Origin of the sequence: Microcystis wesenbergii FACHB-1317, from assembly GCF_014696875.1 — a bacterium.
In the GTDB taxonomy this organism is placed as follows: Bacteria; Cyanobacteriota; Cyanobacteriia; order Cyanobacteriales; family Microcystaceae; genus Microcystis; species Microcystis wesenbergii_A.
In genome coordinates, this window is sequence record NZ_JACJQV010000073.1 from 1 (window position 1) to 13,443 (window position 13,443).

Annotated in this window: 13 protein-coding genes and 1 pseudogene; 2 read left to right on the top strand and 12 right to left on the bottom strand. The window is 43.7% G+C overall.

What is annotated here, in order from left to right:
- The 6 genes from H6F92_RS03600 to H6F92_RS03625 form a co-directional block, all read right to left on the bottom strand.
- Positions 1-257: helix-turn-helix domain-containing protein (locus tag H6F92_RS03600; protein ID WP_190356818.1), on the bottom strand; the 257-nt coding region annotated here is incomplete at its 3' end.
- A gap of 365 nt (positions 258-622) precedes the next feature.
- Complete coding sequence (locus H6F92_RS03605) at positions 623-808, bottom strand: type I restriction-modification system subunit M N-terminal domain-containing protein (protein WP_242029984.1); 186 nt, start codon at positions 806-808, stop codon at positions 623-625.
- A gap of 121 nt (positions 809-929) precedes the next feature.
- Positions 930-2,345 (bottom strand): cation:proton antiporter, encoded by a 1,416-nt coding sequence (locus H6F92_RS03610; RefSeq protein WP_190356821.1) that lies wholly within the window; start codon positions 2,343-2,345, stop codon positions 930-932.
- A 368-nt stretch (positions 2,346-2,713) separates the two neighbouring features.
- The gene (locus tag H6F92_RS03615) at positions 2,714-3,052 is read right to left on the bottom strand and encodes a P-II family nitrogen regulator (protein WP_002757700.1); all 339 of its coding nucleotides are present in this window, start codon (positions 3,050-3,052) and stop codon (positions 2,714-2,716) included.
- Between the two features lie 75 nt (positions 3,053-3,127).
- On the bottom strand, positions 3,128-4,249 hold the full coding sequence (locus H6F92_RS03620) for a sodium-dependent bicarbonate transport family permease (protein ID WP_002757699.1): 1,122 nt from the start codon (positions 4,247-4,249) through the stop codon (positions 3,128-3,130).
- 94 nt (positions 4,250-4,343) lie between these two features.
- Positions 4,344-4,595: a sulfate permease gene (locus H6F92_RS03625; RefSeq protein ID WP_080603588.1), complete on the bottom strand. Its 252-nt coding sequence runs from the start codon at positions 4,593-4,595 to the stop codon at positions 4,344-4,346.
- Positions 4,596-4,865: 270 nt separating this feature from the next.
- Here H6F92_RS03625 and H6F92_RS03630 point away from each other — a divergent pair, with 270 nt between their 5' ends.
- Positions 4,866-5,780, top strand: a complete 915-nt coding sequence (locus tag H6F92_RS03630; protein WP_190356822.1) for a LysR family transcriptional regulator — start codon at positions 4,866-4,868, stop codon at positions 5,778-5,780.
- A gap of 604 nt (positions 5,781-6,384) precedes the next feature.
- Positions 6,385-7,914 (top strand): pyruvate kinase, encoded by a 1,530-nt coding sequence (locus tag H6F92_RS03635; protein WP_190356823.1) that lies wholly within the window; start codon positions 6,385-6,387, stop codon positions 7,912-7,914.
- 102 nt (positions 7,915-8,016) lie between these two features.
- Here H6F92_RS03635 and H6F92_RS25680 read toward each other — a convergent pair whose 3' ends face one another.
- The 6 genes and pseudogenes from H6F92_RS25680 to H6F92_RS25695 form a co-directional block, all read right to left on the bottom strand.
- Positions 8,017-8,265, bottom strand: a complete 249-nt coding sequence (locus H6F92_RS25680) for a hypothetical protein (RefSeq protein ID WP_242029987.1) — start codon at positions 8,263-8,265, stop codon at positions 8,017-8,019.
- A gap of 99 nt (positions 8,266-8,364) precedes the next feature.
- Positions 8,365-8,703, bottom strand: a pseudogene (locus H6F92_RS25685) (class I SAM-dependent methyltransferase); the annotation flags it as partial.
- 113 nt (positions 8,704-8,816) lie between these two features.
- Complete coding sequence (locus tag H6F92_RS03645) at positions 8,817-10,049, bottom strand: glycosyltransferase family 61 protein (RefSeq protein WP_190356825.1); 1,233 nt, start codon at positions 10,047-10,049, stop codon at positions 8,817-8,819.
- Between the two features lie 339 nt (positions 10,050-10,388).
- On the bottom strand, positions 10,389-10,583 hold the full coding sequence (locus tag H6F92_RS03650; RefSeq protein ID WP_190356826.1) for a hypothetical protein: 195 nt from the start codon (positions 10,581-10,583) through the stop codon (positions 10,389-10,391).
- 746 nt (positions 10,584-11,329) lie between these two features.
- On the bottom strand, positions 11,330-12,538 hold the full coding sequence (locus H6F92_RS25690) for a GIY-YIG nuclease family protein (protein WP_242029985.1): 1,209 nt from the start codon (positions 12,536-12,538) through the stop codon (positions 11,330-11,332).
- A 106-nt stretch (positions 12,539-12,644) separates the two neighbouring features.
- Positions 12,645-13,232 carry a DUF723 domain-containing protein gene (locus tag H6F92_RS25695; protein ID WP_242029986.1) on the bottom strand — a complete coding sequence of 196 codons (588 nt, stop codon included), beginning with the start codon at positions 13,230-13,232 and terminating at the stop codon, positions 12,645-12,647.
- Positions 13,233-13,443: the final 211 nt, after the last annotated feature.

The following is a 13,443-nucleotide window of genomic DNA, read 5'->3' on the forward strand; positions in this document are numbered from 1 at the left end:
TCTGTGGCTTTTTTATGATTTCCATTTTTTCTCCCATCTTCTAGACTTTCTAAATTGTTAGGATCGCCGTGAACACACCAAGGGGCGACCGTTTTGAGTGAACAGCCAATAAACTCAGCTATTTCTCGTTGAGTTTTTCCGTCGTTTAGCAAGAGAAACATTAAAATTCTTTCCCTAACCTCTGCTCTTTCTTCTTCTTTAAGAGCTTTTTGTAAGTTTTTCTTTTCTTCTAAATCTAGGAAATCTTTAGCTGGCATAAGTAGGATTTTTCTTTATTCTTGGCAGGTATCTTACCCCCCCTTGCCCCCCCGACGTCGGGGGGGTTGGGGTAGGGCTGATTCATTCTCTAGTTTGATTCCTTGTTTGTCTGTCTTCAATCGCTTACGGGGCAAGCAAAGCAAGGCATTTTAAAAATTTTTCAGATATTTGTTCTGAGAAATTGACTGAAAACCTTGCCAGATAAGGATTTGATTGAATGACATTTGCGAGAATGAAACAGCCCTAGGGGTTGGGGGGGTGGGGGGTTAGGGCGATTAACCATCTCTGCCATTACTTATGAAAAATGGTATAAGTAGGATTTTTCTAAAATTACTATTTCTATTTTAGGTGGTTTAAGTGCGTTTTAGCTTAGTAACGGATCGTAGTCTTCCCCCGTCAATAATGCCCGATTCTGGCGATCGACCGACCGATCGTCGAGATATTTCAAAAAGAGAATCCAGGAGATCTGTTCTGCGTAATCCAACTCCGTGGCGCATCCCGCCTCTTTTCGGAGAATATCGTCGATATTCTTAAATGTCTGCTCGAACATAGGAAAAAGATTAGATACTCTCAAATCTTACCTCGATCGCTCCGGTGATCCTTAGCATAGATTTGTAAAAAGGCTGAAAATGCTTCAGCCTCGTCTAAAAAATCAGATTTTACCCGCAAAATTAAGGAATAGGATTAGCCGAATCCTTGCTTTCTAGGGTTTCGGGAACAGCTTCCGTCTTACCAAAAGCGATTCGGAGGAAGGGAGGGGCCAGGAAAGTCGTCAGGATTACCATAATAATAATCGACACCTCCAAAGGCTTATCCAAAATTCCGCTGGCCGAACCAATCCCAGCAAAAACTAGACCCACCTCACCCCGGGGAATCATACCCACACCGATGGCGAGGCGATTGATTCCAGATATGCCAAAAACTGCCCAGCCTGTCACCAGTTTACCGATGATCGCCACAACCATCAAAAAGACAGCGATCAAAAGTCCGGCCCGATTCTCCGGTACCGTTGGGTTTAAAACACCGAGATCAGCACGCGCTCCCACCGTCACAAAGAAAATTGGTACAAGCAAATCGGCGATCGGTTTAATTAACTCATCCAACTCGTTCCGGGTATCAGTTTCATCAAGCACCAAACCCGCAGCAAAAGCCCCTAAAATCGCTTCAAGATGAATAGCATTGCCCAAAAATGCCATAAAGAAAGCGAAGACAAATGCCGGAATAACAATATTGCCCCGAGTTTTCAGCCGCTCCACGATCGCCACAAAACTTTTGTTAAAAATACCTCCCAACAAAATTGATCCGATCAAAAAGGCCGTAGCGCTGACAATCAGATAAATAACATTGGTCACATCAATCTCACCAGTTTTGGCTAAACTAGCGACCACAGCCAGAACAATAATACCGAGGACATCATCGATCACCGCCGCACCGACAATAATTTGCCCTTCTTTGGATTTGAGTTGACCTAACTCGGACAACACCTTCGAGGTAATACCGATACTGGTTGCCGTTAAGGCTGCCCCCGCAAAAATCGCCGGGATAGCCGCCACATGAAAGACGAGCATTAACCCGGCCGTACCTGCCGCAAAAGGTGCCGCAACCCCCACACAGGCCACAACCGTGGCCTGAATTCCCACTTCCTTGAGTTGTCGCAGGTCGGATTCTAGGCCAATTTCAAACAGCAGAATAATCACACCGATTTCAGCTAGAACCGAAATCACTTCACTTTGGGACTCAAAGATCCGGTCCACGGCAGCCGGGGCCAATTGATTCAATCCTTGCAGTACCGTCATAATAAGCGAGTCAGAGGCCGATAGTCCCCCTTCGGGAAAGATGAGCAGATGCAAGGCCGAAACGCCGACAATCACACCGGCGACCAGTTCTCCCAGTACGGGAGGAAAATCCAATCGTCGGGCGGCCTCTGCGCCGAGCTTGCTGGCCAGATAAATCACCACCAGTGTCAGCAATACGCCAGAGAGAATAATCGGTGAATCCTCGGCCACAACGGTGGCGAGCAAGGGGAGCGGAGCCATGGGAGCCGCTATCTCCCCGATCAAAGGAGGCAGAATAGGGGACAAAATCATGAGTTTAAAGGGATGAGGGTTTAAAGGTTTTAGGTAGGGTCTGCTGAAAAAGTTTTTCGTGGGGGCAGGGTGTGGCCCCCCAACCCCCCCCGACATCGGGGGGGCAGGGTGGGGTGTAGGGTTTTACCGATTTTGAGGTAGTCAGTTACCTAATTTTCAGGGAAAAAGTCCAGGAATTTTACCCCCAATCACTCCAATGGTCAGCACTTTTTGAGGGAAAAAAGCCTAAAAGCCTTATCCAACAAGGTTTTTAGATTTATTCAGCAAGCCCTAGGTGGTCATAAAACTGGGGGATAGGAAAAAGGGCCACCGCTCAAGGACAGTCAGGCTGCAGATGGGGTGGCCCGGATCAAGACAAGCTTAGTTGTCTAGATTTCACAGCCCTCTGGTCCACAGAAACTCTGTCCGTACAGAACCTCCGCATCACAGAGATAGATCATGCCCGCAAAATTGAGGAAAAACTGATCGGCAACCTGCTTGGCAATATTTTGGGCCATAATTCGATCGGGGGTAAGTATCTCGAACTTAACATTCGTATCGGTTTCGGAAACGTGGGGTTGTCCCGACGAGCGCACGTTGCGACTGCCTTTACCGCCAGTATCCATCACCGTGTAACCACTCGCCCCGCATTCTTCGATGATCTTGGCGACTTTTTTCAACAAAATCTTTTCTGTGACGATGACGAGCTTTTTGGCTGGTTTGGCCATGTTGATTATCTCCTTAAATGTGTACATTTATTTGCTTGGTAAGCCCCGTCAAGGGAGCGCCCACAGACCACAATCCTAGCCGCCGCTGAGGGCCTGGGCGAGACCAAGGAAGAAGGGTATGCACAAGCCGATCGCTACGGGCGTACCGATGGCCGTGGACGCGCCTATATAGGCGGAGGGATTAGCCGAGGGGATACCGGCCCGCAACGTGGGCGGCCCGGAGATGTCGGAACTAGAGGAAGCGATGACGGCCAGAACCACGACACCGCCCCAGCTGAACCCGGTGGCGTAGTGGGCAACCATGCCGAGACCGAAGGCGATTAGACCATGCACAAAGGGTGCTAGGACGCTATAGACGACATACCACTGGGCTACTTTACGCAGTTCGCCAACCCTTGACCAAGCCTCCATCCCCATGACCAGCATCAAGATTGAAAGCAAGCCACGAAAGAGGGGATCGTAGAAGCTTTTATAGACAGTTTCCGGCTGGGTGAATATGCCCAAAGCCAGACCTAATAACATGGCCGATAGGGCAGGTCCGCGAAGGCTTTCTTCAATGATCGGCCAGATCTTGACCCGATTATCCGTAGGCTGCTGCTGACTGAGATACTCCTGCCGACTGCTGGGATAATCCTGCTGATCGGAATAATCCCCGGCCGCCACCGGCTGCTTGCTAAAAGACTCGCGGTCGTAGGCCGATTCTTTCTGCTTCTTCTTGTTAAGATAAATGTTAGCCACCACGATCGCCGTTACCAGCGCCGGGATATCCATAAAGGGATAGAGTGCGCCGGCCCAGGCCTCGTAGGGGATCTTTTGTTCTTCGAGTACCGTCAGACCGGCGGCCATAGTCGAGCCACTCACGGCTCCAAATAACCCCCCAGTTGCGATCGCATCCACCACTTTCACCTTGGGCAGATTGGCTAAGGTATAGCGTGCGACGAAGACCACAATAATCCCTACTATGACGGCAAAGATCATTGGTAATACCATTTCCGTCAGGTTGGAATTGCGGATGGCAATCCCGCCGGTCAGACCGATTTTGGTCAGCAGCATGAAGACGATGATCGTACAAATCGACTCTGGGATGACCAATTCACTACCGAGAGCGGCAATGATCATGCCACCAATCAAAAAGGCCAGCGTTGGCGACTGCAACTGCTGGATAAAGTCCATGACAAACAATGAGAAAAAATCCACGAATACCTCCTTAAGCCTCCCCTGATGAGGAGTATTGAATATAAACGAACTAAATGAACCTTCAAAAGCTGAAAGAGAGTAAGAGTAAGGCTCTTTACCCCTTAAGCAAACCTGTTGCGGGCAGAACTTTGGACAGTGTCAAGTCCGCAGGTAAGCCTAATTCGGGATTTTTGTCGGTTAAACTGGCCTCGATCGCCGTCCCAGAAGCCACCCCGAAGGCAAGAGCTAGAGGGAGAGAAACGCTGGCAGCTGTTACACCACCGAAGCTATCGCCCCGCAAATTGTCAAAATGAATACGATTGGTTATTTCCATGAGAATCCAACTGAGCAAAGGATTTTTTGCCATAACAAAGCTGGCGGTTGACAGACCAGCCTTGATAGACAAAACTTTATGGTTTTTAAAGATCGATTGTTCTAAATCTATACTAGAACGGATAGCTTGACAAGCAAATTTTTGTAAATTGAGTTTAAATCGATATATCTTTACAAAAGTATTGATTTAAACCTATGATATAAGCGGGGTGGGGAGGTTTTTACTCGTTCCCCTCCATTCCTGCTTCTGTTTAGCAAAGCTCCTCAAGGCAGTAACAGAAGTGTAGCTCTCTAGAGGCCTCTCTTGATTCACGCCACTTTACATCAACTGATTGTCTTTGAAGCGACCGCTCGTCATGGCAGTTTCACCAGGGCTGCTGAAGAACTATCGATCACCCAACCCACCGTTTCCACCCAGATGAAACAACTGACTAAATCAGTGGGTTTACCCTTATTTGAACAGATAGGCAAACGTTTGTATTTAACCGAGGCCGGACGCAGTTTATTAGTCACCTGTCAAGCAGTCCTCAAGGATCTTGATAACTTTGAGATGGCGATCGCCGATATCAAGGGCATTAAACAGGGTAAACTGCGTTTAGCGGCGGTATCCACAGCCCAATATTTAATCCCTCAGATCCTAGGTCCTTTTTGTCAACAGTACCAAGGGGTGGATGTGTCCTTAGAATTGACCAATCACCAAGACCTAGAAACAAGGATGATCAATAATGTTGATGATCTATATATTTTAAGCGAACCCCCTCAAGAGCTAAACCTGGAGATTCAACCGTTTCTGGAAAATCCCCTCGTGGTTATTGCTCGCAAAGATCACCCCCTAGCAGGACAGAAAAAAATTCCAATTAAACGACTGCAAGGGGAACCTTTTATCATGCGGGAAATGGGATCGGGAATTAGACGGGCAGTGCAGCAAATTTTTCTCGACCATGGCATCACTGTATCTTTGCGTTTGGAAATCGGCAATAATGAAGCCATTAAACAAGCGGTCGCCGGTGGTTTAGGAATTTCGGTTCTGTCTCAGCACGTCTTAAATTTAGATCATCCCAATGGGGAATTTACCATCCTTGACGTGGAAGATTTTCCCATCCAACGCCATTGGTATGTGGTTTATCCCAAGGATAAAAAACTATCGGTAATCGCCAAGACTTTTCTTGATTATCTCCTCAATATTCAGCCCCAAACCTTCTTGGGAGACTGTTCGTAAATGAATAGACCTCTGGCAAAAATCAAAAATTGTTGTGAGGGTTAGGAGTCAGTAGTCAGGAGAATTAAGAATAAATAATAATCAATTAAAGGCTCTATTTAGTGATTTTAGGCAATTTTATGCCTATTTTTCTCATTTTTGAACCCTCAAAAATTAATTAGAGCTGGCTGAATAATGGTAAAACCCTTTGAAAATAAGGCTTTTGACCTGTTAAAATCCGATGTTAGTGCTAGAAAATCGGATTGGAACCCTCAAAAACCTTGCATTATTCTCCTTGTAGTACATCGCTTGGTACAAAAACCAAGGGCAACAAAGCCTGAAACGACCGGCTACTGACGACCGACGACCGACGACCGACTCCTACCCCCAGGAAAAACTTTTTCAGCAGACCCTAATTATGCAAGAGGTTTAATATTAAGGGGGAAGTAAATCGTAGCAAAAATTAACTTCTAGAGACGGGATATTTGCTTAGTATAGAAACAGAGAGATTATACCTGAGAAATGATCCCATAACCAGCCAAAAGCAGTATAAGCGGCGAAAGTGAGCATTTTCTAGGCAAATATTGCCTTAGTAATTGACGATTTTTACTTTTTACTTGATTTTATGTCTTTAACTCTCTCAGAACAACTCAAACGAGAACAATTATCCTATCCCCAAACTCTCCTCCATCATCTGCAAAGGTTACGGCATTTTGTGACAGTGGAAGGAGAGGAGAAATTGCAGCAGTGGAACAACCTCATTGAAAAGGAGAATTTTCAACCTAGCACCCGTAATTTAGCCTATTATCTCGCCCTGAGACAAGAAGATATCCGGGATTTACAATTAGCTTTAATGCCCTGGGGATTATCTTCCCTAGGCCGGATTGAATCGAAAGTTTTACCGACTCTCGATGCGGTAATTGCCACTTTAGGGGCGGTTTGTCATCAAGAAGCCTCATTATTACCCAAACATCCCCCTTTAGAGGCATTTTTCCAAGGAGATCAACTTTTAGCTTCCCATAGCGCGGAAGTTTTCGGTCTGCCTTCCCCCCGGCGTCGGGTGCGAATTATGGTGACAATGCCGACGGAGGCGGCAACCGACCCCGATTTTATCGCTCAATTACTGCGTTGCGGGATGGACTGTATTCGCATTAATTGCGCCCATGATGGACCCAAAGAGTGGCGGGGAATGATCGAAAATCTGCGCGAGGCGGTCAAAAATCCCGAAAATTTAGTCAATGGACATACCTGTAAAGTTTATATGGACTTAGCTGGCCCAAAAATCCGTTTAGAACAGATTTTAGCCCCCCAGTCCCAAACCAAACTATATCAAGGGGATTTTCTTCTCTTAACCACCCAACCGCCCCATACTGCCCATCCTCAGTATTTTCAGGCTAATTGTTCCCAACCGGAAATTATTCCCCAAATTCCCGTCGGGGCGAAAGTTTGGATTGATGATGGTCATATTGGGGCTGAAGTTATTGCCATAATGCCGGAAGGTCTTTTACTAAAAATTACCCACGCCAGGGAGAAAGGGGAAAAACTTAAAGCAGATAAAGGTCTAAATTTCCCCGATACCGTCTTAAATATCGATCCTTTGACCGCAAAAGACCGGCAAGATTTAGATTTTATTGCCGAAAATGCCGATATTATCGGTTACTCTTTTGTACAGAAAGCCAGCGATATCGAGACACTACAGCTAGAGTTACAAAGTCGTTTGGGGGATGCTTGGCGACAAAAAGCAATCGTGGCCAAAATAGAAACACCTTTAGCCGTGAAAAATCTACCCGAATTAATCATCCATGCCGCCGGTAAACAACCTTTTGGGGTGATGATTGCCCGGGGTGATTTGGCCGTAGAAATTGGCTATCAAAGACTCGCAGAAATTCAAGAGGAAATTCTCTGGTTATGCGAAGCGGCCCATATTCCGGTAATTTGGGCCACCCAAGTCCTAGAAAATCTGGTCAAGAAAAGTATTCCCTCCCGGGCCGAGATTACCGATGCCGCTATGGCCGAAAGGGCCGAATGTGTCATGCTGAATAAGGGGGAATATATCCGCGAAGCGGTGACAATTCTCGATGATGTTTTACAAAGAATGCAGACCCACCAAGCTAAAAAAACGCCCCAATTACGCGCTCTCCATTCTTGGGTTTAGGCAGTTTCAGTTATCAGTTATCAGTCAGGAACTGTGGGCTGATGGGAAGTGAGGGAGTGAGCAGTTAATCGTACTATATAAAAGCGGATTTGGGAGCAGCGGTTAAGCAAAGCTTTTCTTGATTTGATCAAGAATAGTCTCGGGATCGCGGATAAGTAGATGAGTGTCTTTAAACTTCTCGAAATCCCAATAGCTAAGACGACTAATTTTCTCCAAAGAATCCCAAGTCGGGGTAAAATCCTTTCGGGTTTCCAACCAGAGTACAGTTTGCCCGTGACCGGGAAAAGTCGCATAACTGAATTGAGGGAAAAAATCATGGATAGCGAAAATGACCTTATAGACATCCCCCATCCATCTTGAATCCTTAATCTTAATCCATTTTCTTAATCGGCAAAAGAGCCGGTAATTAGATATAGAGGCAACCCAACTGATCGGATAGGTATCATCAATAAGCCAGATGGTGCGGGAATGAGAGTATCGCAAAGAATTACAAAAGTCTCTAAACGTTTGCTCGAAAGTATGTAATCCATCTAAGTATATCAGATCGAACTCACCCTGTTGCGGAGCGAGAGTGGAGAAAAAAGAATCACTCGTTATCTCATAAAAAATTGAGTTTTCATTGGCATATTTTTTATGAACATCGTTCCTAAAACAGGGATCTACAGCTATTTTTTTGGGAACCTTAACCCGAATAAAAGTCTCCCCAGAGCTAACTCCAATTTCCAAATATTTAGAGGCGGAGTTAATATCTGCTAATGCGTTTAGTCTTTCAAACCTACTTTCAAGCATTGTTTTCCTTTTACGATGGTGAAGTTAAGGGGATTCTGACAGTTATGCTCGGACAAAACACCAGAAAAGCACTTGATTGTCTATCGATCACATTGAAATACTTTAGATAAAAATCAAAGCAAGTCAATATCCTTCAAAGCCGATAAGGTTAAGGATAAATCCACAAATCGGTTTTGATTGTCGAAGTTGCCTTTTTTATTACAACTAGGGTCGCGCTGCAGCCCAGCAATATAGGTGGCACTAACTTTCTTGATAGCATCATACATCAAAAAATTAGGATTTATATAATCTTCATATCCCAGGCATACGATATTTTTCTGTCCAGTGACATTAAAAAGGATATTATGCAGAGCCGATCCCATCGTACTAATTATTGTATCGTGTTTATTGATGAGAGCGATCTGTTCTCCGAGAGGAAGTTCCTGGAGATCAGCGATCACACATCCCCGACCAGCTAACATCTGTTCTAACTCATTCTCATTATAAATCAATCTTTTATAACTAGGCATTTTTTTTCTCGACAGATATAAAGGTTGAGAGGTTGGAGAAACTTCTCGCTCTTGCAAGTAGTTATTCGCTATCGCCTCTGGAACTAACTTTTGAGCATCGAAAATTTCGCATTCTAAGGACACAGACGGATAAGGAACTATCACTTTCTCTATCAACGTCGGTGTACTAAAATGGATCAATCGCTCATTATCTAGTCCCGCCATTTTAAAGAAAAAATCAATATAGTTTTGTCGTAATGCTAAACGTTGATCGACTCCTTGAACCAATACTGGATGCTCTAAATTCTTGGCTAAATACCATAGCCTAGAAATCGATTCAGTCATAAACAAACCATAGTGATAGATTTGAAAATAACCGACATAGATTGCTGTCCCAGAAACTTTTCTTAACTTTTTCGGTACTTCGATGCTTTTCTTGGACTGAGTGGCGTTCGCTGTGCGTCCCTTCAGTCGAAAGTTACAACTTGAGGAAATTCTTTTTCCCGTTGCATCGTATAAACAACGCTCTTTAGGATCATAAAGAACATTCTCGAAAACAATTGTCTTTTGATCATCTGGAGTCCCCAAGAAGGTTTGAAAAGAGTTCTGTAAACTACCCAAGAAACTATCGGTGTAACCGTAGAACTTGGGATTTACACCACCCCAGGGAAGATCAACTAGCTTCGGGGCACTAGACAGTATATTTTCGGGATCGTCTATTAAATTTGGAAAACAGCATTGCTGATCGGGTAATTCCTTAATCCTTTTACTTGTAACCAAATAAGGTAGATAGGAACTAATTTTTTTAACGATTTCAAGTTTAGTAACCCGAACTTGATTTAGTAATTTTTCTTTCATGGAATCCCCCATTTCATGTGTAGATAAATATCATTACTGGCATAATAACATCCTCTCTTGGTATCGACAGAGGACTTATCCATAACTATAGAGTTTACCAGTATCATGAGGTATGCTCACTTAACCCTTTTGTTCCTCTCCCCAAAACCTGAGACATTGTACCTCATCAACAAGGAAATTGCTAGGAATTCATGGAATGGATGATAGGCTATATTGAAATTGCCAAGTTATGAGAATAACGACTAGCGACATTATCGTACAACAAAAGCTAGAAATGTCAAATCTCGCTTTAACATCTGTCCTCAAAGGGACTTGGTGACATCCAGTGTCAGAAGCAGATTAACGCATATTATTGACCGCACCGCTAACCAAACCAGCGCTAACATAGCGACCATAACCATCAAGACGGTTTTGTTGAGCGATTCGGGAGGGATTATTGACGAGATCGGCAACTCCCACACCCATCATCACCACGGAGATAACTGCGATTAAGTAGTTACGGACAAAAGTTGGATTTTGCTGGCTGGCTAACATGGTTGTTACCTCTCTTTCCTGTCGATAACCTTAGAATACGAGAGGGTTTGGGGTGATGTCAGTCCCATAATTGAGGGTGACAGAAGTGGAAAAAAGTGGAATCCACAGATAATACTAAATCCTGTTTGAAAGCTATAAGCTGTTCGTAATTTAAATTGCTTGTTGAGACGAGGCAAGAGGCAACCCCCCCAACCCTAGGGCTGATTCATTCTCTAGTTTGATTCCTTGTTTGTCTGTCTTCAATCGCTTACGGGGCAAGCAAAGCAAGGCATTTTAAAAATTTGGTGGTGATTCGGTAGTAGTGATGGCGGCTTGCTCCTTTGCTTTGCTGTGCATTGTAGTCATGGATAAAATACCAAACAGCCCCAACGTGATTCCACGATCGCTAAACGTCAAGAAAGTTTAGCCCGACGAGCGGTTCATATTTGGAAATCCGACTTTGTCTGAGAGCGGGTTAAAAAATGTTCTCGATTCGCTTTTACTTGGGAATAGATTTCTAGTGGGACTTAGACAAAAAACAAATCGAGAAAAGCCTCAACCCCAATCCCTGCTTGGGATTTACTTCGAGAAGCCCAAAATCGCTGAAACCCAGATAGATCAAGGAAAATCATAAATCGAGGTTAACCCTTTGTCCCGTAATGGTTTGAGCCTTTTTTGCTGCCCGAAAATGCCTAAGTCCCACTAGGATAATTTTCACGAGGAAGCGATCGATCTGTCAGGATTTCGAGCGATCGAGGGAAACCCGATTATCGATCGTCGATTTGAACCGACCAATCCGGCTCTCCTTGCAATTGTAAAGATTTTGCGGTTTGAAAAAAAGTTTTCGTAGGTTTCCGGTCTTGAGTTTGAATACCTTCAACAATAATTCTATCTGCTGTACCTACTGATAGATCTAAAGGTAATTCGAGTTGTATTTCCATACAATCAGATAAACTTTTTACTTTGTGATTCATAATTTCCCGATTATTTTTATCTTTGTTTTTCCTAAGCTTACCTTTCTTTTGGGTTTGTTCGGCATTGAGCCTACTTGCCTCACTTCTCGTAAGCCAAGCACAATTTTCTGGAAAAAATCCTTGGTTTTTATCTAGCCTAGAAAATACCATATTTTTTTCAGGGGGATGACCAACATCTTGTAGGAACCGCTTAAAATCACGCCATGAATCATGAACTTCAACTCCTGGTATATAGTCTTTGGAATTGGGATTTATCACACAGTGAATTATTCGGCTCCAAGCTTTGTAAACTTGTGTTTTTACTAGGCTTTCGCCAGGTTTGGCAGGAGTTTTAATATCGATACGCCCTAGACTAATCCTTTTTTTCGCCGCAGAAAGGCTAATATTTCGAGTCCTAGAGAGATATATTGAAGCTTGTTCTACACTTTCAAAGCGGATGTCATCGATATAGGTGACTTTTTTGTGCGATCCACCGCTGACCCCACCTGTAGAAATATTATATCCATTGGGAACCAAAGTATTTAGTTTTTTGATCCACGTTCTCTCTTTATTCTCAAGATCTTTTTTACAAGTTCCTCGATCTATTTCTCGTATTTCAAAAGTATCCGAACCATGCTCTCGAATCGCGTGGTGTAATGATTCAGCACCTTTGATATGTCCAGCGGAAGCCTGTTCTATATGGTATTTCCAGCGACGCTCTAGAGTCTGAATTGTTAATCCAACATATTGCTTGCCAGATATTTTATTTGTAACCAAATAAATAATTCCTTCCGCATAGCCTGGATTAGGAATTCGCTCAAAAGCTTCTTCGGGCGTTATTCCTTCTTTTAACCACCGGCTTATTGTTGTGCTACTAGCAGATGGATTTAAACACCTTACTGCCTCCTCAAGATTAGGATATTCGGTTCCAAATACCACGACCTTGTTAATTTCTCGTGAACCACGAACGTATTGTTTTTCAAAAATTTTTTCTTCAGGCAATCCCGCCTCGCGTCTTTTCAATGCTCTCCAATAATCGATGCCCAATTCCTTGCATTTATTTTTGAAGGTATCTTTATGTTTACTCTCCTGCGAACATTCTGGACAATTACTACCTCTTAAATGGTTGCTAGGAGTTTGCCAAAACTCTCCATGTTCTGAACAAATTATTTTTCCTTTTGTTTGTACTGGACGTTAAATACTCGAATTCGCTGTAGTTATATTTGTTACCATGAATTTTGATCGCCCGCTCGACAAAGCTTTTTTTTAAATCCTCTTTTGTTTTGATTTGGCCTATTTCCTCTTGAGACCCAGATAAAATCATCGATTTACACTGCGGGCATCCTGTATGCCCTCGCATATGACTTCGAGGTTCTTGTAAAAAAATTACGCCGTGTTCTCTACATGAAATACTGACCCGCTCACTAACTTTAGGAAGCTCGGTAAACAGTGAATAGTTATAGCGGTTTCCGAAGTGTTCTTCGGAGCGACGAACAAACTCTTCTTTTGATATCTTCTGAGATGCGAAGTAGCATTTACGGCATCCAACCCCATTTTTATGATGTCCTGGAGCGATTTCAAATTCTCCATGAGTAGGGCATATAACCTTAATTTTTGTGGAGGAATCGATATTCTCTACTAATGAATAATTATAAGAGTTTCCATGTACTCTATAAAATTCTTCGAGCCACTGTTGTCGTGTTTTTTTGTTAGGCATCTAGAAAATCATCATCTATTAACGGAAAGATCGGATAATTCCAATAATAATTCACTTCCCTTGATTTTTCATTAATCTCATTATCACTCACCGAAAACCCGATCGCCGTGTAATTGCCCAGATAGCACGCTATACTAGACCTCTGACACTGGCTTATCATAGTTCAGAATGCAACCCACCGACTCGAATAAATTTACCGAACAAGCTGGGG

Bases quoted from the DNA above. Each gene is read 5' to 3' on its own strand.
- H6F92_RS03605 (WP_242029984.1), bottom strand. From the start codon at position 808: ATGTTCGAGCAGACATTTAAGAATATCGACGATATTCTCCGAAAAGAG.
- H6F92_RS03610 (WP_190356821.1), bottom strand. From the start codon at position 2,345: ATGATTTTGTCCCCTATTCTGCCTCCTTTGATCGGGGAGATAGCGGCT.
- H6F92_RS03615 (WP_002757700.1), bottom strand. From the start codon at position 3,052: ATGGCCAAACCAGCCAAAAAGCTCGTCATCGTCACAGAAAAGATTTTG.
- H6F92_RS03625 (WP_080603588.1), bottom strand. From the start codon at position 4,595: ATGGCAAAAAATCCTTTGCTCAGTTGGATTCTCATGGAAATAACCAAT.
- H6F92_RS03635 (WP_190356823.1), top strand. From the start codon at position 6,385: ATGTCTTTAACTCTCTCAGAACAACTCAAACGAGAACAATTATCCTAT.
- H6F92_RS25680 (WP_242029987.1), bottom strand. From the start codon at position 8,265: ATGGGGGATGTCTATAAGGTCATTTTCGCTATCCATGATTTTTTCCCT.
- H6F92_RS03645 (WP_190356825.1), bottom strand. From the start codon at position 10,049: ATGAAAGAAAAATTACTAAATCAAGTTCGGGTTACTAAACTTGAAATC.
- H6F92_RS03650 (WP_190356826.1), bottom strand. From the start codon at position 10,583: ATGTTAGCCAGCCAGCAAAATCCAACTTTTGTCCGTAACTACTTAATC.
- H6F92_RS25695 (WP_242029986.1), bottom strand. From the start codon at position 13,232: ATGCCTAACAAAAAAACACGACAACAGTGGCTCGAAGAATTTTATAGA.